Genomic DNA, 26,749 nt, shown 5'->3' with positions numbered 1-26,749 from the left:
CGTGCTCAGGCGTCCAGTTCGCTGTCGAGAATCGCGAAGAGCGCCGCTTCGTCGGCGTCTTCCACGTCGTCGTCGCGATGGCTGCCCGCGGTGTCGATCCGCGCTGCCCAACTGGCCGCGATCGACTGCAATCGCGCGGCGATCCTGGCCTTTTCGTCGTCGGCCCGGTGTCCGGTCGCCAAAGCGGTTTCCAGATCGTCGAAGACCGCGTCGATCGAGCGCGCCGGCTTGTCCGTCGGTCCGTCCGTGAGTTGTTCGCGGAGGTGCTCGGCCAGCGCGGCCGGTGTCGGGTAGTCGAAGACGACGGTGGCCGCCAGCGCCAGGCCGGTGTCGGCTTTCACCCGGTTGCGCAGCTCTACCGCCCCCAGGGAATCGAATCCGAGGTCCTGGAACGTGCTGCGGTCGGCCTCGAGCGCCGAGCCTGCGTCGCGGCCGAGGACGGCGCGCACGTGCGCGCGGACGGCGTCGAGCACGACCTTCCGCTGCCGATCGGTATCCAGGCCGGCGAGTCGTTGCCGCAGCCCGGAGGACGCCACCGGCGTGGACACCGAACGGGTGGCCGTCCGAGGGACCAGCTCCCGGAGCAGGGGTGGCAGCAGTCCGGCCTCGGCCTTGGCGCGGAGGGCGGTGGTGTCGATGCCGGTGATCACCGCGTGGTCCGGGCCGGCCGCGAGGACCGAATCCCCTGCGGCCAAGGCTTTCTCGTCGGACAGCGCGGTGAATCCGGCGCGGGTCGTCCGGGCCGCGTCGACCTCGGTGAGGTGGCCGGTCATGCCGCCCGAGTGGGCCCACGGGCCCCAGGCCAGTGACCGCGCGGCCAGCCCTAGGGCGCGCCGGTGGGCGACCAGACCGTCGAGGAAGGTGTTGGCGGCCGCGTAATTGGCCTGCCCCGGCCCGCCGATGGTGCCCGAGAGCGACGAGAACACCACGAACGCCGACAGATCCAGTGCGGCGGTCGCCTCGTGCAGATACCAGGCGGCGTCGGCCTTCGGCGCCAGGACGGCATCCATCCGGGCCGCGGTCAGCGCCGCGACGACTCCGTCGTCGAGAACGCCCGCGGCGTGGATCACGCCGGTCAACGGCTCCGGCGCCTCGGCCACCAACCGGCGCACCGCGACGGGATCGCTGACATCACACGCCAGCACCCGAACGCGCGCGCCCAGCTCCGTCAGCTCGGCCGTGAGCGCCGCGACACCGTCTGCGCGCGGACCACTGCGGCTGACCAGCAGCAACGATCGCACCCCGTGCGCGAGGACCACGTGCCGGGCGAGCACCGCGCCCAGACCGCCGGTGCCACCGGTGATCAGCACCGCTCCGGTGCCGAACGCGGAACCGTCACCGGCCGCGGGCACCGCGGTGGATCGGCGGAGCCGGGCGGTGTGCGCGACACCGGCGCGCAGCACCACTTGTGCCTCGGTCACAGCTCGCGCCGCGAGTCGCTCCTCGATGCGAGTGTCGCTGTCGACCAGGTGAATTCGGTCCGGATTCTCCGACTGCGCGCTGCGTACGAGACCCCACACCGCGGCCCCGGCCAGGTCGGTGACATCTTCACCGGGCAGCGCGACCGCGCCCCGCGTCGCCACCACCAGCCTGCTGGACGCGAACCGGTCCTCCCGCAACCACTCCTGCACCACGCCGAGTACCCGGGCGACCTCGGCGTGTGTCGTGGCCACCACGTCGGCGCCGGTGTTCCCGGTCCAGCCGGACCCGGCCTCGAGCACGACCAGTGGCGGCACCGGCGAGTCGGGGTCCAGTCGGTCCCACTGTCCCACTGCGGTTTCCGCCACCGAGGACGCGGCGTCGACCGGCGACCACACCAGCTCCAGAACCGGAGCGGCCGCACCAGCGGCGAGCTGTGCCACCGGTACCGGACGGGTCGTCATCTCGCCCGCCAGCACCGGTTGCCCGTGCTCATCGGTCATCGAGACCGACACCCGCGAACCGCTCACGGTCAGCCGCGCCCGCAGCACCGCGGCTTCGGCGGTGAACAGCGCCACCGACTGCCACGCGAACGGCAGCACGACCTGCCCCGGTGGAATCTCCTGGACGCCGGCCAGCAGGCCGGTCTGCAGGGTCGCGTCCAGCAGGGCCGGGTGGATGCCGAATCCGGCACCCCGCACGCCGGTCTCGGCGTCGACGGCGATCTCGGCGAACACTTCGTCCCCGTGACGCCACAGCGCCCGCACGCCCTGGAAGGCGGGTCCCAGGTCGTAGCCGCGCGTCAGGAACTTCGCGTAGTCGATCTCGACGGCGGTCGCGTCCGCGGGCGGCCAGGCCCGCGGCTCCGGGACAGCGGTGTCATCGCGGCTGGTCAACTGGCCATGTGCGTGCAGTTCCCACGGGCCGTCCTGGTCGTGCGCGCCGCGGGAGTAGATGGCGAGCGAGCGCTGCGCCGACTCCGGTTCGGGCCCGCCGACGACGACCTGGATCCGCACCCCACCCGTCGGCGGCAACACCAGCGGGGTCTGCAGCATCAGCTCCTCGAGCACCGGGCACCCGGCCTCCCGGCCTGCCCGCAACGCCAACTCCACGAACCCGGTGCCCGGCAGCAACATGACCCCGCCGATGACGTGGTCGGCCAGCCACGGCTGCGACAACGCCGACAGCCGCCCGGTCAGGACGACACCACCCGCGGCCATCGGCACGGCCGCGTCCAGCACGGGATGCGCCACCGCCCGCGAGCCGAGCGAGTCGGCGACGGCGCCACCCGGCGTGGTTTCGAGCCAGTAGCGGCGACGCTGGAAGGCATAGGTGGGCAAGGACACCCGGGCCATCGAACGGCCGGCGAAGAACACGCTCCAGTCGACGTCGGCACCGGCCACCGCGGCCCCCGCCAGCGCGGTCACGAACTGCTCGACCTCGCCGTGCCCGCGACGGGCGCCCGCGAGCACCAGTGCCTGCGCGTCGATGTCCGCCGGCAGTGTCTGCCTGGTCATGGCCGCCAGGACGGCGTCCGGTCCGACTTCGACGAATCGGCGCACCCCGGCGGCAGCCAGCGAATCGATCCCCGGCGCGAACCGCACGGCCGAGCGCACCTGCCGCACCCAGTAGGCCGGGTCGAGGATTTCCTCGCCCGCGATCCGTCCCGTCAGGTTCGACACCAGCGGCACCAGCGGGCGACGGTACTCGACATCCCGTGCGACAGTGCCGAACTCGGCCAGCATCGGATCCATCCGCGGGGAATGGAACGCGTGCGACACCCGCAGCCGCGAGGTCTCGCGGCCCTGCGCGGAGAACTCCCGCCCGAGAGCGGCCACGGCGTCCTCGTCCCCGGACACCACGACGGCCCTCGGCGCGTTCACCGCGGCGAGGGACACGCGCTCGCCCTGGCCGGAGAGTGCCTGCGCCACTTCCTCTTCCGCCGCCGCGACGGCCAGCATCGCGCCGCCGGCGGGGAGTGCGCCCATCAGCCGACCCCGGGCCGCCACCAGTCGGCAGGCGTCCGGCAGTGTCCAGACACCGGCGAGGTACGCCGCGGCCAGTTCGCCGATCGAATGGCCGATCAGGTAGTCCGGGGTGACGCCGAACGAGGCCAGCAGCCGGAACAGCGCGACCTCGTAGGCGAACAGGGCGGGCTGGGTGAACTCGGTGCGATCCAGCAGGTCGGTCGCATCGGGTCCGCCGCCGGTGAACATCACCTGCCGCAGGGAGACGCCGAGCAGTGGATCGAACTGCGCGCACACCTCGTCCAGTGCCGCGGCGAACACCGGAAACGCCGCGTGGAGTTCGCGCCCCATCCCGGCCCGCTGCGCGCCCTGCCCGGTGCACAGGAACGCGGTCGCGCGCGACGTCGCCCGCGCTGCCGTCACGCCGGCGGAGGTGCACGCCGTGCCGTGCTCCGCGAGCGCGGCCAGCCCGGCCAGCAAGGTGTCGCGATCGCCGCCGACCACCGCGCCCCGCCAGTCCAGGCGGGCGCGGGTCGTCAGCAGCGCATGCCCGATGTCGTCGATCGCCACGTCGGGGTGCGCGATCGCGAACCGCCGCAGCTTGTCTGCCTGCGCGCGCAGACCGTCCTCGGTCTTCGCCGAGAGCAGCCAGGTGGACACGCCGGCCGTCACCGCGCGCGCACTCTGTTCCGGCGCGGCGTCCGCGGTCTCGGTGGCCGCGTCGTCGAGGGCGGGGGCCTCCTCCAGGATCACGTGGGCGTTGGTCCCGCTGGCGCCGAAGGAGGACACCCCGGCACGCCGGACCCGCTCGCCCGCGGGCCAGGGTTCGGCCGCGGTGAGCAGCCGCGCCGAACCCGCCGACCAGTCCACGTGCGGGGTCGGCGCGTCCACGTGCAAGGTCGCGGGCAGCAGGTCGTGCCGCATCGCCTGCACCATCTTGATCACGCCGCCCACGCCCGCGGCCGCCGAGGTGTGGCCGATATTGGACTTGAGCGAGCCGATCCGCAGCGGCGCACCGGCACGATCGCGGCCGTAGGCGGCGATCAGCGCCTGTGCCTCGATCGGGTCACCCAGCGTGGTGCCGGTGCCGTGCGCTTCGACCGCGTCGACATCGGCGGGCGCGAGCCCGGCGTTGGCGAGCGCCCGCGCGATCACCTTCTCCTGCGACGGACCGTTCGGCGCGGTCAGCCGGTTGCTGGCGCCGTCCTGGTTGACCGCGCTGCCCCGGATGACCGCCAGCACCCGGTGGCCGAGCCGGTGGGCGTCGGACAGCCGCTCGATCGCCAGCATGCCGAGCCCCTCGGAGAATCCCGTCCCGTTCGCCGCCGCCGCGAACGCCTTGCACCGCGCGTCCGGCGACAGCGCGTGCTGGCGGCCGAACGCGATGAGCAGCGCCGGATCCGACATCACGGTGACGCCGCCGACCAGGGCCAGCGAGGTGTCACCCTGGCGCAGCGCGTGGCAGGCCAGGTGCAGGGCGACCAGCGACGAGGAGCAGGCGGTGTCCACCGACAGCGCCGGGCCCTTGAACCCGAAGGTGAAGGCCACCCGGCCGGACAGCACGCTGTTCGACACACCCAGGTAGGCATGTCCTTCCGCCTCGGCGGTGAGCCCGGGCGAGCCGACGCGCGGGCCGTAGTCCTGATGGATCACACCCGCGAACACGCCGGTGTCGCTGCCGCGCAGGGCCGTCGGGTCGATGCCCGCGTCTTCGAGTGCCTCCCAGGCCGTTTCCAGGAACAGCCGCTGCTGCGGATCCATCGCCAGCGCCGCACTCGGGCCGATCCCGAAGAAGCCGGCGTCGAATTCGCCTGCCGCGTCGAGGAATCCGCCTTCCCGCGTGTAGACGGTCCCTGGCGCGTCCGGATCGGTGTCGAACAGCCGCTCGAGGTCCCAGCCGCGATCGTCCGGAAAGAGGCCGACGGCGTCGGTTCCGGCGGCGACCGCGTCCCACAGCCGCGCCGGGGTGTCGATCCCGCCGGGGTATCGGCAGCTCATGCCGACGATGGCGATCGGCTCGCCCGCCCGGTCCTCCAGCTGCTGGATGTGCTTCTTGGCGGCGCGGAGGTCTCCGGTGAGCTTGCGCAGATACCGGCTGAGACGTTCCTCGTTGCTGGTGCCGGGATTGGTCATGCTGGGCCGAACTCCTCGTCAATCAGATCCAAAAGATCACTATCGGAACGGAATTCGAGATCATCGAACTCGCCGTCCGACCACGTTCCCGCCAGATGGGCGCGCAGGCGCTCGTTGACGCCCCGCAATCCGGCGACGATCTCGTCACTGTCGCCGCCGTCGGCGATGATCCGCTCGAGCAGCGCCTCGAGCCGGGCGATGTCGTCGGGCACCGCCGCGGGCGCAGGCGCGTCTGGCGCCGCCGCCACCGGGGTCTGCGCCAGCAGATAATCGGTGACTTCGTCGGCCGTCGGATAGTCGAAGACCAGGGTCGACGGCAGGGCGAGCGCTGTCGTCCGCGCCAGGCGGTTGCGGAACTCGACACCACCGAGCGAATCGAAGCCGAGTTCGCTGAAGCCGCGATCCGGCCCGATGTCCTCGGCCGACCCGTATCCCAGGACCGCCGCCACGTGATCGCGCACCAGATCCAGCACGACCGCCCGCCGCCGCGCCGCGGGCACCCCGTGCAGACGCTCACCGAGCGACAGCTCAGCGCCCGCCGCCTGGGCCGACCGGCCGCGAGTGCGCATGAATCCGCGCAGCACCGCCGGCAGCGGGCCCGCGTGCGCTTCCATGCGGAGCGTGTCGGCGTCGAGTCGCAGCAGCGCGGGCGCCGGTTCGTCGGTGGTCAGCGCTTCGTCGAACAGGCGCAGGCCGTCGGCGGGGTCCAGCGGAGCCAGACCGAGTCGTTCCCAGCGGTTCATGGCCGTGCGGTCCAGGGCGCCGGTCATGCCGAGGTCCTGCCGCCACGGACCCCAGGCGAGCGAGAGCGCGGGCAGGCCTTCGGCGCGGCGCTGCCGGGCGAGGGCGTCCAGGAAGCCGTTCGCGGCGGCGTAGTTCGCCTGGCCCGCCGAGCCGATCAGGCCGGCGATCGACGAGAACAGCACGAACGCGGACAGTGTCAGGTCGCGGGTGAGCTCGTGCAGATGCCAGGCGGCGGCGGCCTTGGCCGCGAAAACCCGGTCGATCCGGTCGTCGGTGAGCGTGTGGAACGCGGCGTCGTCGAGCACGCCCGCCGTATGGACGACACCGGTGAGCGGATACTCCGCGGGCAGCGTGGCCAGCAGGTCGCGCAGCGCGGCGCGGTCGCTGACATCGCAGGCCGCGATCCGCACCTCGGCACCGGAGCGGGACAGTTCGGCCACGAGTTCCGTCGCACCGTCGGCGCGCTCGCCGCTGCGGGAGACCAGGAGGAGCCGCCGCACGCCGTGCGTGGCGACCAGGTGCCGGGCCAGCAGCGTGCCCAGTCCCCCGGTTCCGCCGGTGATCAGCACCGTGCCGGAGCCGAACGCCCCGTCCACCGCGTCGTGTGACGCCGGTAGCGCCTCCAGGCGCGGGACCAGGACGCGGTCGCCCCGCACCGCGGCCTGGGGTTCGCCGGTCGCGAGGACCGCCCGCAGGGAATCAGCCGAAAACCGCTGTGTTCCAGCGGAATCGTCGGTGTCGAGCAATACGATCCGGTCCGGGTACTCGGTCTGCGCGGTCCGGATCAGTCCCCACACCGCGGCCGACGCGCTGTCCACCGCCTCGTCTGGCAGGGCCGCGGCACGGCTGGTCAGCACGATCAGCCTCGACCGCGCGAATCGCTCGTCGGCCAGCCAGTCCCGAACCGTGCGCAAGGCGACACCGACGCGCCGGGACGCGGATGCCGGCGAAACCCCTTGGACGGCAGCCGGTTCGGACCACACCACGACTTCGGGGAGGATCGGCGCCGCGGCGAGGGCACCCAGGTCCGAATACCGCTCGACGATGCCGTCCACGTGTGCGGCGCCGAGCACGGCCACATCCACGGCCGGGGTGAGCGCGTCGGGAGTGTCCACCGCCGACCAGCGCGTCCCGTACCGTGCCGCGCGGCCGCCGGGGAGGGTGGCGCGGAACTGCTGGACGTCGTAGGAGCGCATCACCGCCTCGTCGATGGTGACCACCGGCGTTCCGTCCTGGTCGACGGCCACGACGGAGATCGCCTCGCCGTCGCGCTGGATGGCCATCACCCGCAGTGTCCGGACCGCGGCCGTCGAGTGGATCCGCGTGCCACCCCAGCGGAACAGGAGTTTGCCCTCGGTCGGATCGCCCTGGTGGTCCGGCCAGATCAGGCAGGCGATACCCGCGTGCATCACCATGTCGAACAGCGCCGGATGCAGCTGGAACCCTTCGGCCGGGACGTCCTGATTCAGGGTGACCTCGGAGAACACCGTGTCACCGCTGCGCCACGCGGCGTCGACGCCGAGGAACGCGGCGCCGTATTCCAGTCCGGCGGCGCGCGCAACCTGGGCCGGAATCCAGTCGGTGGCAACCGGTTCGGCGTCGACCGGCGGCCACGGCGTGTTCCGCAGCATGTCCATCAGCCCGATGTCGAGCAGCGGGCTGGCGCTGAGCACGCCGCTGGCGTTGCGGGTCCACTCCCCGCCCGTCCGGTCGCCGGTGTGGCGATAGTGGAACGTGAACGGCCGACGCCCCGTGGCATCGGGTTCGCGCACAAGCACCTGCAGCTCGACCTCGTCGTCGGGCCGCGGCAGGATCGGCGCCTCGAGGATGAGTTCCGCCACCGCCGCGCACCCGATCCGGGGCGCAGCGACCAGCAGCATCTCCATGAGCGCGGCGCTCGGCACAAGGACGACGCCGTAGGTGGTGTGGTCGGCGATCCAGGGATGGGCGCGCAGCGAGAGCCGTCCCGTGACCAGCCACTCGTCGCGGTCGGCCACGCGCACCACGTCGGTGAGCAGCGGGTGTCCCGAGGCATTGCGTGGTTCCGCCGGGCTGGGGTCGAGCCAGTACCGCCGGTGTTCGAAAGCGTAGGTGGGCAACGCGATTCGTTCCGCAGGCCGATCCGCGAACAGCGCCTTCCAGTCGACGGACAGGCCTGCGACGTGCGCGTGGGCGAGTACCGACAGCAACTGCCCGGTCTCGTCGTGCTCACGCCGCGCCGACGCGGCCACCACCGAGCGAGCCTCCAGCTCCGCGGGCAGCGTCTGCCGGGCCATCGCCGCGAGCACCGCGTCGGGCCCCACTTCGAGGAACCGGCGCACCCCCGCCGCCGCCAGCGCCTCGACACCGGGTGCGAAACGCACCGCGGCGCGCACCTGCGACACCCAGTACGCCGGCTCCAGGATCTCCTCGCCCGCGATCCGCCCGGAAACGTTGGACACTAGGGGAACCCGAGGCGGGTGGAAGGTCACGTCCTCGAACACGGCCGCGAACTCGGCCAGCATCGGCTCCATCCGAGGGGAATGGAACGCGTGCGACACCCGCAGACGGTTCGTCTTGCGCCCCCGCTCGGCGCAGCGGCGCTCGATCTCGCCGACGGCCTCCTCGTCGCCCGACACCACCACGGCATGAGGCGTGTTCACCGCCGCCACCGACACCCGGTCACCGATTCCCCCGATGACCGCGTCGATCTCGGTCTCCGACGCGGCGACGGCGAGCATGGCACCGCCGGCGGGCAGCGCGTCCATCAGGCGGCCGCGCGCCGCGACCAGCGCGCACGCGTCCGGCAGCGTCCACACACCGGCCACGTACGCCGCGGCCAGTTCGCCGAGGGAATGCCCGATCACCATGTCCGGGACGAGCCCGAAGGATTCGAGGAGCCGCGCCATCGCCACTTCGAACGCGAACAGGGCGGGCTGGGTCACGCGGGTCCGGTCCAGCGGTCCGGGTTCCGCCGCGGTGTCGCGATCGTCCGCCAGCTGCCCCGTGAACATCGCCCGCCGCAGCGAAAAGCCCAGCAGCGGATCGAACTCGGCACACACCTCGTCCAGCGCGGCGGCGAACACCGGGAAGGCGTCGGCCAGACCGGCACCCATCCCGACCCGCTGCGCGCCTTGCCCGGTGAACAGGAAGGCGGTCTTGCCGGTGCCCGCCGAGCCGGAAACGATTCCCGCCGAAGCGGTTCCGGCGCCGAGCGCCTCCAGTAGCGCCAGCAGTTCGGCACGATCGCCGCCCACGATCACGGCCCGGGACTCGTGCTGTGTCCTGGTGGTGGCGAGCGAATACGCCACGTCCACCGGATCGGTGTCCGGGTGTTCGTCCAGCCACCGCCGCAGCTTCACCGCCTGCGCGCGCAGGGCGGTCGCGCTCTTGGCCGAGAGCAACCACGGCACCGTGGTGGGTCGGCCGTGCGAAACCGGTGGTGCGCCGACCGGCGCCGGTGCTTCCTCGAGGATCGCGTGCGCGTTGGTGCCGCTGACACCGAACGACGACACGCCCGCCCGGCGCACCCGGTCACCGGCCGGCCAGGGCGTGGCCTCGGTCAGCAGGCGGACATCGCCGACGGACCAGTCCACGTGCGGGCTCGGCTCGTCCGCGTGCAGCGTCCTCGGCAGGGTTTCGTGCCGCAGCGCCTGCACCATCTTGATCACGCCACCGACGCCCGCCGCGGCCACGGTGTGGCCGATGTTCGACTTGATCGAGCCGATGCGCAGCGGTTCCCGGTCCCCCCGCTGCTGCCCGTAGGCGGCGATCAACGCGTTGGCTTCGATGGGATCCCCGAGCGGGGTGCCGGTTCCGTGCGCTTCCACCGCGTCCACGTCGGCGGGGGTGAGCCCGGCATTGGCGAGGGCCTGCGCGATCACGCGCTCCTGCGACGGACCGTTCGGCGCCGTCAGGCCGTTGCTCGCGCCGTCCTGGTTCACCGCGCTGCCCCGGACGACGGCCAGGACATCGTGGCCGAGCCGCCGCGCGTCCGACAGCCGTTCCAGCACCAGCACACCGACGCCCTCGGCGAAGGCCACCCCGTCGGCGGACGCGGAGAACGCCTTGCAGCGGCCGTCCGGCGAAAGGCCGCGCTGCCGCGCGAAATCCACCGACAGGTACGGGGTCGCCGCCACGGTGACACCGCCCGCCAGCGCCAGCGACGTTTCGCCCTGTCGCAGCGCCTGGCAGGCCAGATGCAGGGCCACCAGGGACGACGAGCACGCGGTGTCGATGGTGACCGCCGGTCCCTCGAGGCCGAACACGTAGGCGACGCGACCCGAGACGACGCTGTGAGTGGTGCCGGTGAGCCGGTATCCCTCGAGATCACCGGTGACCCGGTCGACATATCCCGAGGCGCACGCGCCCGCGAAGACACCGGTGTCGCTGCCGCGCAACGCGACCGGGTCGATGCCGGACTGTTCCAATGCCTCCCAGGAGGCCTCCAGCAGCAACCGCTGCTGGGGATCCATCGCCAACGCCTCCCGCGGACTGATCCCGAAGAATCCCGCGTCGAAATCGGCAGCGTCGTCGAGGAATCCGCCGCCGCGGCTGTAGACCGTTCCCGGCTTGTCCGGATCCTGGTCGATCAGCTGGTGCAGATCCCAGCCGCGGTCGTCCGGGAACTCCGTGGTGGCATCGGTCCCCGACCGCACCAGGTCCCAGAGCTGATCGGGGGTTCGGACGCCGCCGGGGAACCGGCAGCTCATGCCGACGATCGCGATCGGCTCGTCGGCACGGGCACGGCGCGACACCCGCGTCGTCCGCGGACCGGATTCCGTTCCCGCGATCTTGGCCCGCAGCAGGGCGGCGACCGCCGCGGCGGTGGGGTGGTCGAAGACCAGGGTGGACGGCAGCTGGACACCGGTGGCCTTGGCCAGCCGGTTGCGGAATTCGACGCCGCCGAGCGAGTCGAACCCGAGCGTGTCGAACCGCGCGTCGGCGTCGATGTCGTCGGCGGAACCGTGGCCGAGGACCGCCGCCGCGTGTTCGCGAACCAGGTCGAGCACCACCTCGGCCCGCTGGGCCTCCGGGACCCGGCCGAGTCTGGTGCCCAGCGAGCTCGACGCGGCCGCGGGCCGATCGGCGGTGCGGGGCAGGAAACCGCGCAGCACCGCGGGCACCGCACCGTCGCGGGCGGAGCGGCGCAGCTGTGCCGGGTCGAACCCGATGGCCGCGAGGTGGGCGGCGGGCTCGCCGACGGCCGCGTCGAACAGACGCAGACCCGCGTCGTCGCCGAGGGGATGCAGACCGAGCCGCTCCCAGCGCGCCACGGCGCCGCGGTCCAACGCGCCGGTCATGCCCGCCGCCGCGTTCCACGGCCCCCACGCCAGGGAGATCGCGGGCAGTCCGTCGGCTCGGCGGCGCTGTGCCAGGGCGTCGAGGAAGGCGTTGGCCGCGGCGTAGTTGCCCTGGCCCGCCGTTCCGATGGTCGCCGCGACGGACGAGAACAGCACGAACGCCGACAACTCGCTGTCGCGCGTGAGTTCGTGCAGGTGCCACGCGGAGGTGGCCTTCGCGTCGAACACGCGCCGCACCTGTTCGGCCGTCAGGCCCGCGAGGGTGGCGTCGTCGAGGACGCCCGCCGCGTGCACGACACCGGTCAGCGGATGTTCGGTGTCGAGGGAGTCCAGGAGGGCACGCAGGGCTTCGCGGTCGCTCACATCGCAGGCCGCCACCCGGACGGCAGCGCCGGCGTCGATCAGTTCCCCCACCAGTTCTGTTGCACCGTCGGCGGTTTCACCCCGCCTGGAGACGAGCAGCAGGCGGCGCACGCCGTGCGCGGAGACGAGGTGGCGAGCCACGAGCGCGCCGAGACCGCCGGTGCCGCCGGTGATCAGGACGGTGCCCGCGCCGAAGGACTTGGCCTCGCGGCTCGGTCGCGCCCGGTGGCCGGCCTGCCCCGCTCGCACCAGCCTGGGCACGAGCAGCGATCCCGAGCGCACCGCCGCCTGCTCCTCGCCGGCCGCGATCAAGGCGCCGACCAGTGCCGCGTCCACCGTGCCCGACGGGTCGGCGTCGAGGACGGCGAGCCGGTCCGGATATTCGGTCTGGGCGCTGCGCAGCAGGCCCCGCACGCCCGCCGCGGCGAGATCCGGTGCCTCCCCCGGCAGTCCGGCGCCGTTGCCGGTCAGCACGACCAGGCGGGTTTGCGCCAGCCGGTCCTCGGCCAGCCAGGCCCGCAGCGTCGCCACCACCGATTCCAGCTGTGCGCGAACGGCTTCCGCCTCGGTGCCGGCGACTTCCGGCTGCCAGAGCACGACATCGGGAACCACGTCCGCCGCGGCGAGTTCGGCGGGGGTTCCGGAGCAGGTGCCGATTCCGGCGACCGGTGCCGAGCCGAGTACGGCCATCCGGTCCGTGGCCGCCGTCGGCGCCGGGGCCACCATCGGAGTCCACCGGACCTCGTAGAGGTCGGCCTCGTCCCCGGCGAGTGTGGCGCGCATCTGCCGCACGTCATAGGGCCGCATGACGACCGCGTCGACGGAGACCACCGGCCTGCCCGCCGCGTCGACGGTCGCGACCGAGATCGTCTCCGGGCCGGACGCCACGGCGATGACCCGCAGTGTGGTGGCCTTGACCAGCGGCTGGTGCAGCCGCGCGCCGCCCCAGCGGAACAGCAGCCTGCCGGTGTCCGGATCGCTGTCCTGCTCGTGCCAGACCAGCCCGGCCAGCCCGGCGTGCATCACCAGGTCGAACAGGGCCGGATGCAGGTCGAACCGCTCCGGTTCGGCCGCGGCGCCGGTGTCCAGGGTGATCTGGGAGAAGACGGTCCCGTCCCGGTGCCAGGCGGCGTCGACGCCGAGGAACGCCGGACCGTATTCGAGTCCGGAGCCCTTGGCGATGCGCTCGGGAACAGAGGCGGTGTCGAGGATTTCGGCGTCGGCGGGTGGCCACGGCTCGTCCCGCAGCCGGTCCAGCAGCGCGTTGTCACCGCTCCAGGACGGCGCCAGCACCCCGCTGGCGTTGCGCACCCACTCCCCCGCGCGGCGACCGGACGCGCGGAAGTAGAAGGTGAACTGCCGTCGGCCGGTCCCGTCGGGTTCGCCCACCGAGACCTGGAGTTCGACCTCGTCGTCGTCCGACGGCAGGATCGGAGCCTCCAGGGTGAGCTCCTCGACCACGCCGCAGTCGATGCGCCCGCCCGCGACCATCAGGAATTCCACGAGGGTCGCGCTCGGCAGCACCACGGTGCCGTAGGTCATGTGGTCGGCGACCCACGGGTCGGTCGGCAGCGAGAACCGGCCGGTGAACACGAACTCGTCCGCCCCGGCCACCGGCACCACACCGGTGAGCAGCGGATGGCCGACGGCCCCGCCCTCGGGACGCGGCGGCAGCCAGTAGCGCTGGTGCTGGAAGGCGTAGGTGGGCAAGGGAACTCGCCCTGTCGCGTCGCGCTCGAGCAGCGAGGTCCAGTCCACGGAGACACCGGCGACGTGTGCCTGGGCCAGCATCGTCGTGAACTGGTAGGGCTCGTCCTGGTCGCGGCGCGCGGCCGCGCTCACCACCGCTTCCGCGCCGTCTGGCAGGGTCTGCCGGGTGAGGGCGGCCAGCACCGCGTCGGGGCCGATTTCCAGGAACCGGGTCACCCCCGAGGCGAGCAGGTGCTCGATGCCGGGCGCGAAGCGCACCGCGGCCCGCACCTGCCGGACCCAGTAGGCGGGCTCGGTCATCTCGTCCCCGGCCTGCTGCCCGGTCACATTCGAGACCAGCGGCAGCCGTGGCCGGTGGTAGGTCAATTCCGTGGCGACAGCCTCGAATTCGGCCAGCATCGGATCCATGCGATGGGAGTGGAAGGCGTGGCTGACCCGCAGTCGTGACGTCTTCGTGCCACGCTCGGCGAACAGGGCCCCGATCTCGGCGACCGCGTCGTCGTCGCCCGAGATCACCAGGGCGGCGGGCGCGTTCACCGCGGCGACGGACACGCGACCGGGGTACCGCGCGACGACATCGTCCACCTCGTGCTCCGGCGCCGCGACGGCCAGCATCGCACCGCCCTCGGGCAGGGCGCCCATGAGCCGCCCGCGCGCCGCCACCAACCGGCAGGCGTCCGCCAGCGACCACACGCCCGCGAGGTGGGCGGCCGCGACCTCACCGATCGAATGCCCGATCAGCACGTCCGGGATGACACCGAACGATTCCAGCAGCCGGTACAGCGCCACCTCGAAGGCGAACAGCGCGGGCTGGGTGAACTCCGTCCGATCCAGCACCGCGGCCTCGGCGCCGCCGAACATGACCTGCTTCAGCGAGCACCCCAGCACCGGATCGAACTGGGCGCACACCGCGTCCAGCGCGGTGGCGAAAGCCGGGAACGCCGCGTACAGCCCGGCGCCCATCCCCACCCGCTGCGCGCCCTGGCCCGTGCACAGGAACGCCGTGCGGCCCGGCCCGACCGCTCCCACGACGACACCGGCGCCCGGGTCCGAGCCGGCCAGATCCGTCAGCCGCGCGAGCAATTCGTCCCGATCGCGGCCGAGGACCACGCCGCGGGTGTCCAGCTGTGCCCGTGCCGTAGCCAGCGCGAAGGCCGCGTCGGCGACCGGGAGCTCCGGTCGTTCGGACAGCCACGTCCGCAACCGGGCGGCCTGCGCGCGCAGGCCCGCCGCGCCCTTCCCCGACACCAGCAGCGGGACGAACGGCACGGTGGCGGTCGATCGCGGCGCCGCGCCGGGGGCAACGGGCGCCGGGGGCGCTTCCTCGAGAATCACGTGCGCGTTGGTGCCGCTGATCCCGAACGACGACACACCGGCCCGCCGCACCCGATCCGTCGCGGTCCAGGGTTCGGCTTCGGCGAGCAGGCGCACCGCACCCGAGGTCCACTCCACATGCGGCGAGGGCGCGTCTAGGTGCAGCGACCGCGGCAACCGCTCGTGCCGCATCGCCTGCACCATCTTGATCACACCGGCCATGCCCGCGGCGGCCACGGCATGGCCGATGTTCGATTTCACCGAGCCGATGCGCAGCGGTTCCCGGTCGCCGCGATCCTGCCCGTAGGCGGCGATCAACGCCTGGGCCTCGATCGGATCGCCGAGCCTCGTCCCGGTCCCGTGCGCCTCCACCGCGTCGACGTCGGCCGCCGAGATCCCGGCATTGGCGAGGGCCTGGGTGATCACGCGTTCCTGCGCCGGCCCGTTCGGCGCCGTCAGGCCGTTGCTCGCGCCGTCCTGGTTCACCGCGCTGCCGCGCACGACGGCCAGCACCGGGTGGCCGAGCCGCTGTGCGTCCGAGAGCCGTTCGAGCACGAGCACGCCCGAGCCCTCCGACCAGGCCACACCATCGGCGGCCGCCGAGAACGCCTTGCACCGGCCGTCCGGCGCCAGCCCGCGCTGCCGCGAGAAGTCCACGTAGAGAGCAGGACTCGCCGCGACGGTCACGCCGCCGGCGAGCACGAGCGAGCTGTCGCCCTGCCGCAGCGCCTGACACGCCAGGTGCAGCGCCACCAGCGACGACGAACAGGCCGTGTCCACGGTGACCGCGGGCCCCTCCAGACCGAACGCGTAGGCGACGCGGCCGGAGATCACGCTGTGCGACGTGCCGGTCAGCCGGAATCCCTCGAGGTCACCGGTGACCCGGCCCGCGTATCCCGACGAGCAGGCACCGGCGAAGACGCCGGTGTCACTGCCTCGCAGCGAGGTCGGGTCGATGCCCGCGTCCTCGAGTGCTTCCCACGCCGTTTCCAGCAGCAGCCGCTGCTGCGGATCCATCGCCAGCGCTTCGCGGGGGCTGATGCCGAAGAAGCCGGGGTCGAAATCGCCCGCGTCGGTGAGGAATCCGCCGTGGCGCGTGGTCACCTTGCCCGGCTTGTCGGGGTCCGGGTCGAACAGCCGGTCCAGGTCCCAGCCGCGATCGGCCGGGAATTCCCCGATCGCGTCCCGGCCCGCGGCCACCAGATCCCAGAGGTCCTCGGCCGACCGCACACCGCCCGGGAAGCGAGCGCCCATGCCGACGATCGCGATCGGTTCCTCCGTGGACGCGCGCCGGGTGACCCGCGGCTGCCCGCTGTCGTCGCCCGTGAGCCGCGACCGGAGCAGCATGGCGACCGCGGTCGCGGTGGGATGGTCGAAGACCAGCGTCTTCGGCAGCGGCACACCGGTGGCTCCCGTCAGCCGGTTCCGCAGTTCGACACCGCTCACGGAATCGAACCCGAACTCGGTGAACGGCAGGTCGGCCTCGATCGCCGCAGCGGACTCGTGGCCGAGAATCGCGGCCGCGTGCGCGCGCACGATGTCGAGGGCCAGCGCGTCGCGCTGATACTCGGGTGCGGCGAGCAGCGTGCGGGCGAGGGGGCTGTCCCGCCAGGCGTCAGCCGTGCTCTCGGCAGCTGGGTCCCGGGGTTCCTGTTCCCCTGGCGCAGGGCCGAACTCGGCGACCCGCGCACGGGCGGTGATCGGCGTCGAGAAGTCGCGGCGCTGAAACGCGTACGGCGGCAGGTCGACTCGCGTCCCGCCGGGCACCAGCGCGGACAGCTCCACCGGCACACCACCGCAGTACGCCTGCGCCAGCGAGGCCAGGAACCGGTCGGCGCCGCCCGCGCCACGCCGCAGCGACCCGACGACGCACACGTCTTCGGCGCCGGCCGCGTCCGCGGTGAGGCCGATTCCCAGGGTGAGGACCGGATGCGGGCTCGCCTCGACGAAGCCGGAGACGCCCGCACCGATCAGCGCGGTGACCGCCTCGGCGAAACGCACCGGCTCCCGCAACGACCGATACCAGTAGTCGGCGTCCAGTTCCGCCGTGTCCAGCCGATCGGCGAGCACGGTGGAGAAGAACGGAATCGTTCCGGCCCGGGGACGGATCGGCGCCAGCTCCGCGAGCAGCCGGGCACGCAGCCGCTCGACCGCGACCGAATGCGACGCGTAGTCGACCGGAATCCGGCGGGCCCACACGCCTTCTCGCGCGCACTCGGCGAGAAACGTCTCCATGGCCGCGACATCACCGGCGATCACGCTCTGCGCCGGACCGTTCACCGCCGCCAGCGACAGGTCGTCGCCGTACGCCGTCAGCCGGGCCCGCACCGCGTCGGCGCCGAGCCCGATCGAGGCCATGCCACCCTGTCCGGCCAGTTCCTCGGCGACCGCGCGCGAGCGCAGCGCCACCACCCGCGCCGCATCGGACAGCGACAGTCCGCCTGCGATGTGGGCGGCGGCGATCTCGCCCTGCGAGTGGCCGATCACCACGTCCGGGTGCACGCCGGCCGCCTGCCACATCCGGGCCAGCGACACCATCACCGCGAACAGCACCGGCTGCACGACATCCACCCGGTCCAGTGGGGGCGCGGCATCGTCGTCGCGGAGCACGGCCGTCAGCGACCAGTCGACATACGGTTCCAGCGCCGCTTCGCACTCCGCGATCGACGCCGCGAACACCCCGCTCGACGCCAGCAGCTCGAGCGCCATCCCCGCCCACTGGCTGCCCTGCCCCGGGAAGACGAACGCGATCCGGCGCTGCTCGGCCCGGCCGATCGACGGCTCGATCGCCGCGCCGCCGGGCGCGGCCGGGTCGGCCAGCGCGGCCAGACCCGCCAGCAGTTCCGCTCGATCGCCGCCGACAACGGCACCGCGCCACGACATCTGGGCCCGCGTGCGCAGCAGCGAGTGCGCCACATCGACCGCGTCCAGCTCCGGGCGGCGGAGCACCCAGTCGCGGAGCCGGGCCGCCTGCGCGCGCACGCCCTCCTCGCTGCGCGCCGACACCACCCACGGCACCGCACCGGCCGCACTGTCCGCCGCGGGCTCGACGGCCCCGACGGCAGGCGCCTCCTCCACGATCAGGTGGGCATTCGATCCGCCCATTCCGAACGACGACACCCCCGCCCTGCGCACCGTGTCGGATGTCCAGTGCTCGACGCCGGTCACGACCCGAAGACCCAGGTCGCCGAGCGGAATTCGCGGATTGGGCGTCTCGAAGTTCAGGCTGGGCACGAGTTCCCGGTGCCGCAGACAGAGCACGGTCTTGATGAGGCCGGCGATGCCGGACGCGCCTTCCAGATGCCCGATGTTCGTCTTGACCGATCCGACGGCCAGCGCCGCGTCCCCGGCCCGCTCGGCGCCGTAGACGTCGCCGAGCGCGGCCGCCTCGACCGGATCACCCGCGGGCGTTCCGGTGCCGTGCAATTCGACGTAGTGCACCGACGCCGCCTCGGCCGCCGCGGCGCGCAGCGCGGAACGGATCGCCGCCGCCTGCGCCTCCCGGCTCGGCGCGCTCAGCACGCGATGATCGTTGCCGGTGTTGAGCGCGCTGCCGCGGATCACGGCATGGATCCGGTCGCCGTCGGCCACCGCCCGCGCGAGCGGTTTCAGCACCAGCACACCGCCGCCCTCGCCGCGTACGAAGCCGTCGGCCCGCGCGTCGAAGGTGTGGCACGCCCCGAGCGCCGACTGCGCGCCGAACTGCTCGATCCGCTCCCCGCTGCTCGTCGACAGGATCAGGTTGAGACCGCCGGCCAGGGCCACCTCGCTCTCGCCGCTGCGCAGGCTCTCACACGCGAGGTGCACCGCGACCAGAGACGACGCCTGCGCGCTGTCGATGACGAGGCTCGGTCCGCTGAACCCGAAGTAGTTGGAGATCCGGTTGGCGATGATGCCGCGTCCGACGCCGACCAGCGAATGCCTGCTGACGCCCGGACCGCCTTGGGAGGCAATGATTTCGGCGAAGTCGCCCCCGGTGCTGCCGAGGAACACACCGCATCGCCGCGCGTCCCTGGCCGTCTGGGCCAGACCCGCGTCCTCGAGCGCCTCCCAGCTCAGTTCCAGCGCCATCAGCTGCTGCGGATCGACGGCCCGCGCCTCCACGGGCGAGACACCGAAGAAGTCGGCGTCGAATCGCCCTGCGCTGTCGAGGAATCCGGCCCGCTCGGTGAGATGTGCCCTGCTCGGCGGCGCGGTGCCGATCGCGGCGCGCCCTGCCCTGAGCAGCTGCCAGAAACTCTCCAGATCGGCCGCGCCCGGCATTCTGCAGGACATACCAACGATAGCGACGGCAAAGGCCGATCGGGTCACCTCTGAACATCCTTCCTCAGCGCATGCAGTGACCCCCCGTCACCATGAGTTCGCGTTTTAAACTGAAAATTCTGCTACTATTTGCGCAGAGACCGACTCAGACAATTCCGGTCGGCTGTCACATATTTCGCTGCCGTCGAGTTCGCAGCGCAAATGACCCGAATGATGCGATACATCTTCGGGTTCGAGAAACGCTACGGGGCAGGCCACAAGGCCGAGACGTGCGCAAGAGGGAGTAATGCCCGAGCGAGGTGCGTCCTTGCCCCTACGCTACGGGGATGTGAATTGCAACAGCGGCCCTCTCGGATTCTCGTAAGACAGCACAGGATTCATGGTTACCGAACAGTATTTGTCCGGTCTCGAGCTTGTCAACCGTCCATTACGCTCACGCTGGTCACCCGGTGCGAGGGATCGATCGCGAACATCGAGCGGGAGTCCGCCGCGGCTTCGCGCCGTCGACAGGTGCGCGTGACCTTTCGGCCTCGAATACTTGACCGATCAGTCACGAAAGCTCTAGCATCGCCAAACATGCCGCGCACCAAGGAATTCGCCCCGCCACCGCGCCCGACCCCGCGAGTCGGGCGGGTCGATGTCGGCGAGTTGCCGGCGCGGCTGCGGCGGTGCGGGTCCTTCGCGGGGGATGGGTAACCCGACAGCTGAACCTATTTCGGCACCAGTACGCCGGTGAGGTCCGCTTCCCGGATGGGCGTGTCCGGATTCGCCTGGGCGCCGCACATCAGATCGATCGCCGCCACCGCGAGGTCGAGGGAGTTCTGATCCAGCGACGCATTGTCACGGCGCTCCTCCTCCAGGAATTTCGTCACCGTGGTGCGCTTGTCCTCCGGGTCCTGGGCGGTGAACTCGCTGCAACTGGTGTCACCGCCCTTGTTGACCGCTTCTTCCACCTCGTCACATCCGGTGGAACCACTCACGAGCGCCAGCATCAGCGCCGCCGCGAACACCGTCTTCCGCTTGTCCATCGTCCCGTTCACCTCTGTCCTCGACCGTGCGCCAACGAAGGCTCCTCACGACAGACATAGCCGCTTTGGACGAAAGCAATCAGCGGCCGCTCACAACGCGTCGAGCAGGTCCTCGACCTGGATGGGCAGCGCACGCACGCGTACGCCGGTGGCGTGGTAGACCGCGTTGCCGACCGCGGCGGCCGAGCCGACGATGCCGATCTCCCCGATTCCCTTGCTGCCCATCGGATTGACGTGGGCGTCGTGTTCCTCGACCCAGCTCACGTCGATGTCGCCGATGTCGGCGTTGACGGGGATGTGGTAGCCCGCCAGATCATGGTTGACCACCTGGCCCAGGCGCGGATCGAACAGGCTCTCCTCCCACAGGGCCATCGAGATCCCCATCGTGATGCCGCCGAGGAACTGGGAACGAGCCGTCCGCGGATTGATGATGCGGCCCGCGCCGAACACCGCGACCACGCGCGGCACGCGGATCTCGCCCGTGTCGACGTCGACCCGGACCTCGGCGAAATGCGCGCCGAAGGCGTGGGTCGAGAAGTTCTCGCGCTCGGGATCTTTCGGCGCTTCGACGGTGACCTCGGCACCGTCGTCGGGGTAGGGGCCGTAGCGCTCCCGCAGCGCTCGCGCCGCGGCCACCACGGCCGACCCCCACGACGCCATACCGCTGGAGCCGCCCGCCACCGAGGCGGCGGGCAGGCGGGAGTCACCGATGCGCAGCTCGATCCGGTCGAAGTCCACCGCGAGCGCGTCGGCGGCGATCTGACGCAATGTCGTCCAGGTGCCGGTGCCGATGTCCATCGCGTCGATCTCGACCTCGTAGCGGTCCCCACTGCGGCGCACGCGCGCGCTGTTGCCGCCCGACACCTGCGCGGGATAGGTCGCCGCCGCGACCCCCGAGCCGACCAGCCAGCGCCCCTGTCGTCGCGCGCGCGGTGCCGGATCGCGATCGGCCCACCCGAACCGCTCCGCTCCCGCGCGCAGGCAGTCGACCAGGCCGCGGCTGGAGAACGGCCGTCCCGACTCCGGGTCGACCTCGGGCTCGTTGTGGACGCGCAGCGCGATCGGGTCCATCCCGAGCGCGACCGCGAGCTCGTCCATCGCCGTCTCCCCCGCGAACATCCCCGGGCAGTGTCCGGGCGCCCGCATCCACGACGAGACCGGCACGTCGAGCGCCGCGAGCCGGTGCGAGGTACGGCGGTTGGCGGCGGCGTACATCACGCGCGAGGACACCGCCGTCTGCTCGGCGTAGGCCTTGACCGTGGAGACCTGTTCGACCACGTCGTGCGCGATCGCGGTGAGGGTCCCGTCGCGGTGCGCGCCGAGCCGGATCCGCTGGATGGTCGGAGTCCGATATCCGGCCAGCGCGAACAACTGCTGCCTGGTCAGCGGGAGTTTCACCGGACGGCCGCCGACGAGTGTCGCGGCCATCACGGCCAGCACGATGTGCGCGTGCGGCTCCCCCTTGGATCCGAAGCCGCCGCCGACGTACGGCGCGATGACCCGCACCCGCTCGGGCGGGAGACCGAACAGCGGGCCGATCGTCGCGGCCACCACGTGCGGGCCCTGTGTCGAGTCGAACAACACCAGCCCCTCGTCGGTCAGGTGGGCGACGGTGGCGTGCGGTTCCATCGGATTGTTGTGGACCATCGGGGTCGTGTAGGTGTGGTCGATGCCGACGGGGGCGATCGCGAGCGCCGCGTCCACATCGCCGACGGTGGTGTCGGAGTCGAAGCCGCCGTCGAGGACGTCCGGGGTGTAGAGGTCGGCACGCTCGGCGCTGAGCACGACGTCGGCGGGACTCTCGTCGTAGGTGACGCGCACCCGTGCCGCCGCCTCCCTGGCCACCTCGGGACCGGTCGCGACGACCGCGCCGATCAACTGCCCGCGGAACGCGATCTCCGTGTCCTGCAGGATGCTCAGTTCCTTGTCGTCGGTGTGCGCCAGCCGCGGCGCGTTGTGGTGCGTCAGCACGGCGAGAACGCCGTCCATCCGCTCGGCGGCGCCGACGTCGATCGCACGGATCCGGCCGCGGGTGATCGACGCCTGGATCGGGTGGGCGTGCACGGGATCGGTGAGCGGATGCTCCAGCGCGTACGGCGCGCGACCGCGCAGTTTGGCAGGCCCGTCGACGCGGGTGGGCGAAGCGCCGATGCCGCAGGCGCGCGGCGCGGAGCCCATCAGAACTCCCGCGCGGTCAGGTCGCGCAGGGTGGCGACGAGGACTCGCCGGGCCAGCGGGATCTTGAATCCGTTGTGCCTGCGTGGCCGCGCCGCGGCGAGTTCGGCCGTCGCGGCGGCGGCGAACTCGGCGTCGGTGGCGGCGCGACCGCGCAGGGCCGCTTCGGCGGTGCGCGCTCGCCACGGTGTGTGCGCCAGCCCGCCGAAGGCGATTCCGGCGTCGCGCACGACACCGTCGGCGATGTCGAGGACCGCGGCCACCGACACCAGCGCGAACGCGAACGACGCCCGGTCGCGGACCTTGCGGTAGCCGGATCGGGCCGCCGGCTGGAGCGGGGGCAGGTCGACCGCGGTGATCAGGTCACCGTGTTCGAGGACGGTGTCGCGCTCGGGCGCGTCGCCGGGGAGCCGGTACAGATCGACGACGGGAATCGCGCGTTCGCCGCTCGGGCCGAGTACCCGCACGACCGCGTCCAGCGCGGTCAGCGCCACCGCCATGTCCGAGGGATGGGTGGCGATGCAGTGTTCCGAGGCGCCGAGCACCGCGTGTTCGCGGTCGAAGCCGTCGATCGCCGAACACCCGCTGCCCGGTGCCCGCTTGTTGCAGGGCGTGCTCGGATCCTGGAAGTAGGCGCACCGGGTGCGTTGCAGCAGGTTGCCGCCGGTGGTGGCGAGATTGCGCAGTTGTGGCGACGCGCCGGCCAGCAGCGCGGCCGACAGCACGGGATAGCGCGCGCGGATCAGCGGATGCGCGGCCAGCTCCGCGTTGCGCACGGTCGCGCCGACGCGCACGCCGCCGTCGGGGCGTTCGCTCACCTCGCCGAGCGGGAGCCCGCTCACGTCGACCAGCGTGCCCGGCGCGGTGATGCCGAGTTTGAGGTGATCGACGAGATTGGTTCCCGCCCCGAGGAACACGGCGTCGGGGTCGGCGTGGACGAGGGCCACCGCGCGTGCCGGGTCGGTGGCGCGCTCGTAGGCGAATTCCCTCATCGTGCGACCTCCTGGATCGCCGCGACGATGTTCGGATAGGCCCCGCAGCGACACAGGTTCCCGCTCATGCGTTCGCGGATCTCCGCGGCGGACAGTTCGACACCCGCGGTGGGGTCGGTGACGTGGCTGGGGGCTCCCGCCCGCACCTCGTCGAGCATGCCGACCGCCGAACAGATCTGGCCCGGCGTGCAGTAGCCGCACTGGAACCCGTCGTGGTCGAGGAAGGCCTGTTGCACCGGGTGCAGGCGGTCGCCGTCGGCGAGCCCGTCGGCGGTGACGATCGTGGCGCCGTCGTGGGCGACGGCCAGGGCCAGGCACACCACCGCCCTGCGCCCGTCCAGCAGCACGGTGCACGATCCGCACTGTCCGTGATCGCACCCCTTCTTCGGGCTGACGACGCCCAGCTGCTCACGCAGGACGTCGAGCACCGTGGCCCGGGTGTCGACCTCCACGTCCCGGGATTGTCCGTCGACGGTCAAGCTGATCCACGCGCGCATCGAATGGCCTCTCGCCTGTGGGACTACGGTTCCACCGACTTTCGCGACCGACCGGTCTCCGGCCTGCCACCAGCAACTCCGCACCGCGTGTGCTCGCGCACACCACGTGCCACGGTACCAAGCCGCCGCTGCTGCGCGCCCCAGCGCGTCAACCGAGCACGCGCGCGCGAATCTCGGGATGCCACTCCACGTATTCGACCTGCGTGCCGTCGGGATGCCGCGCGTACAGCACCTGTCCGGTCGCCGAGGACAGCGGACCGCCGGTCACGGCACCACCGATGTCGAGGACGAAGCGCCGTGCCGCGTCGAGGTCGTCCACGATCACGGGACCGACGGTGCCCCGATATCCGTCGACGCCGTCCGGCGGCCCGGCGATGAGCAGGAAGTCACCGACGGCCGCGATGTCGGCTCGTTCGAAACCGAAGCGCAGGTCGGCGGTGGCGCCGACGAGCCGCTCGTAGTGTGGGAGGGCGGAGTCCAGGTCGGCGACGAACAGCCGAGCGTAGGTCTTGAGGATCTTCACCAGCACGACGGTAGGGTCGATGCTCATCGAGGGTAAGTACGCACTTCGAGGTGAGAGGCTCCCCATGACCGTCGGCGAACCCGACCAGCAGGGGCAGGCGGCCGCGGTCGCTCGCCGGATCTTCGCGACGCTGTCCACGAAGTGGGCGCTGCCGGTCCTCGAGGCACTCGGGACGGGCGAACGGCGATTCGCCGAGCTGCACCGATCGGTCGACGGCATCAGCTACAAGATGCTCACCCAGACCCTGCGCGGACTGGAAGCCGACGGAATCGTCGCGCGCCACGACCACCACACCGCCAATCCCCGCGTCGACTATTCCCTCACGCCCGCCGGTGCCGACCTGCTGACCACTGTGCACGGACTCTGCGACTGGTCACGAACCCACCTCCACTCACTCCTCACCGCAGGCCACCCCGCGGCCTAGCCACACGCCACCACTCCGGGCGCGCCGACCCCGGCATCAGATCTGAAATGAAAATGTGTCTGAAAGTGCCGACGGAACCGGCGGGCGGTGGCGAGAATTGGGCACGACGGTTCGGCGGCCGCTCGGGGCCGCCGAGCCGTCTCGAATCTCCTTCGGCAACAGAGGAATTGGACGATGAACAGGTTGTCGAGATCCGCTACGGCGACGCTGGTCGCGGCCGTGCTCGCGGTGGGGACCACGGCGGTCGGGACCGCGCGGGCGCAGTCGGATGGCCCGCGGTCCTGCACCCCCTACACCGCGATTCTCGCCCCGGGTACCTGGGAGACGACGTCGGACGCGGATCCCACGGTGCCCGTCGGGATGCTGCAGCCCCTCGGTGACGGCCTGCGGCGGCAGTTCGGCGAGGACATCACGGTGCTCTACGTCCCCTATGCCGCGAGTGCTTTCGACCTGGGGCTGACCTACGCGGAGTCGCTGAGCACCCTGGAATCGCGCCTGCACGGCCTGCTGCGCGGCCTGTGCGACTCGACCCGGGTCGTCCTCGCCGGCTACAGCCAGGGCGCGGACGGGATCGGCGATCTCGCCACCGAGATCGGCAACGGCGATGGCCCGCTCGACGCGGATCGAGTGGTCGGCGTCGGACTGCTGGCCGATCCGCATCGGGACCCGGATACCACGCTCTCCCTGGGCAACCCGCAGCCCGGTTACGGCATCGCGGGGGCACGCAGCCGGGACTTCGGCGCGTTGACCGAGCGGGTGCGCACCGTGTGCGCCGAGGGCGACCTGTACTGCTCGCTCGATGCCGCCACCTCGCCGTTCCTCGCCGTCGTCGGCCGGGTGCTCAGCGGCGACCCGTCGCCGATCGCCGACGTGGTCCCCGCCACGGTCGATCCCCGCAGCCTGATCGAGCAAGCCGTCACCATGGGTGCCGGATGGACGGCCACCGCGGCGAACCTGCCCACCATCGCCGACGACCTCACCCGCCTCCCCGACCTCGTCGCCGCGGGCGACATCCGTGGCGCCCACCAGACCGCACGCGCGGTGAACGCGGCCCTCGCCCCGCTGGTCCAGGCCGCCGCCGGGGTGGACCGCGCCCTGGTCGCCCAGGTCATCCGCGCTGCCGCCGCCGTCGACCCCGCAGGCTGGACCGCGGCGGTCAGCCTGATCGCCGACGCCCTCACCCAGCTCGATCTCCTGACCATCGCCGAGCGAGTCGGTCAGATCCAGGAGATCCTCTGGCGCGCGGTCGAATCCCTCGACCGCAACGATCCGCTCGCCGCCGCGGCCGACCTCGCCCACCTCGCCGCCACCGGCGCCGACCTCACCGGCACCGTGCTCGGCCCCGTCACCGCGGGCCTGCGCGCCGACCTGCACACCACCACCCGCGCCCTGCTCACCCTCGCCGACCCCGCCGGCGTCGACGAGCTCGTCCAACTGGCCCGCCAAGGCGTGGACATGGCGAACTTCTACGCCTCCGCCGCCCACATCGACTACGGCGAGGACGTGCACCTGCTCCTGAACTACCTGAGTTCCCAGGTGAATTCGTAACCCGGCGAGCCCACCGCCCATCGCCCGCTGCCGCGTCGGCTCGATCCGTTTCGAGCCGACGCCACAGCGTCAGATCAACACGACACCGCGTTGCCGACCGAGTTGTCGAGACGCACCCCGAGAACCCGGGACAGCTCGCCGACGTTTCCGGCACTGGGTGTCACCACATCGCGTTCCCAACGGCTGATCTGGTTTGCGTCCGAAATCCCGATCCAGTCGGCCAACTCCGCCTGCGTGAATCCGGAGGCCATCCGTGCCGCCCGAATCGCTTTGCCGATCGTCGACATGGTCTCCCCTCTCTCTCGACGTCCTCGCACGGACTGCCCCGGCGGGGGTGCCCGTCGGCGACCCTCGTACTCCTGAAGCG

Annotated in this window: 10 protein-coding genes; 2 read left to right on the top strand and 8 right to left on the bottom strand. The window is 72.1% G+C overall.

Annotated features, from left to right (window positions below; translation table 11 throughout):
• Positions 1-5: 5 nt before the first annotated feature.
• From AB0H56_RS23055 to AB0H56_RS23025, 7 genes are all read right to left on the bottom strand, one after another.
• Entirely contained in the window at positions 6-5,519 is a 5,514-nt protein-coding gene (locus tag AB0H56_RS23055; RefSeq protein ID WP_357166817.1) for an SDR family NAD(P)-dependent oxidoreductase, read from the bottom strand.
• Positions 5,516-19,243 carry a type I polyketide synthase gene (locus AB0H56_RS23050; RefSeq protein ID WP_357166814.1) on the bottom strand — a complete coding sequence of 4,576 codons (13,728 nt, stop codon included), beginning with the start codon at positions 19,241-19,243 and terminating at the stop codon, positions 5,516-5,518. The genes AB0H56_RS23055 and AB0H56_RS23050 overlap by 4 nt, the downstream gene beginning before the upstream one ends.
• Before the next feature lie 662 nt (positions 19,244-19,905).
• Positions 19,906-20,223 carry a hypothetical protein gene (locus AB0H56_RS23045; RefSeq protein ID WP_357166811.1) on the bottom strand — a complete coding sequence of 106 codons (318 nt, stop codon included), beginning with the start codon at positions 20,221-20,223 and terminating at the stop codon, positions 19,906-19,908.
• A gap of 90 nt (positions 20,224-20,313) precedes the next feature.
• Positions 20,314-22,401, bottom strand: coding sequence for a xanthine dehydrogenase family protein molybdopterin-binding subunit (locus AB0H56_RS23040; protein ID WP_357166808.1), 2,088 nt, complete (start codon positions 22,399-22,401; stop codon positions 20,314-20,316).
• The gene (locus AB0H56_RS23035) at positions 22,401-23,390 is read right to left on the bottom strand and encodes a xanthine dehydrogenase family protein subunit M (protein WP_357166805.1); all 990 of its coding nucleotides are present in this window, start codon (positions 23,388-23,390) and stop codon (positions 22,401-22,403) included. Before AB0H56_RS23035 ends, AB0H56_RS23040 begins: the two co-directional genes overlap by 1 nt.
• A complete protein-coding gene (locus AB0H56_RS23030) occupies positions 23,387-23,887 on the bottom strand; it encodes a 2Fe-2S iron-sulfur cluster-binding protein (protein WP_357166802.1) in 501 nt (166 codons plus the stop codon). The genes AB0H56_RS23035 and AB0H56_RS23030 overlap by 4 nt, the downstream gene beginning before the upstream one ends.
• A 148-nt stretch (positions 23,888-24,035) precedes the next feature.
• Positions 24,036-24,437, bottom strand: a complete 402-nt coding sequence (locus AB0H56_RS23025; protein WP_357166800.1) for a VOC family protein — start codon at positions 24,435-24,437, stop codon at positions 24,036-24,038.
• A 37-nt stretch (positions 24,438-24,474) separates the two neighbouring features.
• Between AB0H56_RS23025 and AB0H56_RS23020 the strand changes: the two genes are divergently transcribed.
• Together AB0H56_RS23020 and AB0H56_RS23015 are read left to right on the top strand one after the other, a co-directional pair.
• Positions 24,475-24,834, top strand: a complete 360-nt coding sequence (locus AB0H56_RS23020; RefSeq protein WP_357166797.1) for a helix-turn-helix domain-containing protein — start codon at positions 24,475-24,477, stop codon at positions 24,832-24,834.
• Positions 24,835-25,017: 183 nt separating this feature from the next.
• Positions 25,018-26,382 (top strand): cutinase family protein, encoded by a 1,365-nt coding sequence (locus AB0H56_RS23015; protein WP_357166794.1) that lies wholly within the window; start codon positions 25,018-25,020, stop codon positions 26,380-26,382.
• A 74-nt stretch (positions 26,383-26,456) separates the two neighbouring features.
• Here AB0H56_RS23015 and AB0H56_RS23010 read toward each other — a convergent pair whose 3' ends face one another.
• The gene (locus AB0H56_RS23010) at positions 26,457-26,669 is read right to left on the bottom strand and encodes a helix-turn-helix transcriptional regulator (RefSeq protein ID WP_232998396.1); all 213 of its coding nucleotides are present in this window, start codon (positions 26,667-26,669) and stop codon (positions 26,457-26,459) included.
• Positions 26,670-26,749 lie beyond the last annotated feature (80 nt).

It is taken from the genome of Nocardia sp. NPDC050717 (assembly GCF_040654275.1).
Taxonomy (GTDB): Bacteria; Actinomycetota; Actinomycetes; order Mycobacteriales; family Mycobacteriaceae; genus Nocardia.
Note: the sequence above shows the minus strand (reverse complement) of the source record. Positions and strands in the feature narration are given on the sequence as shown.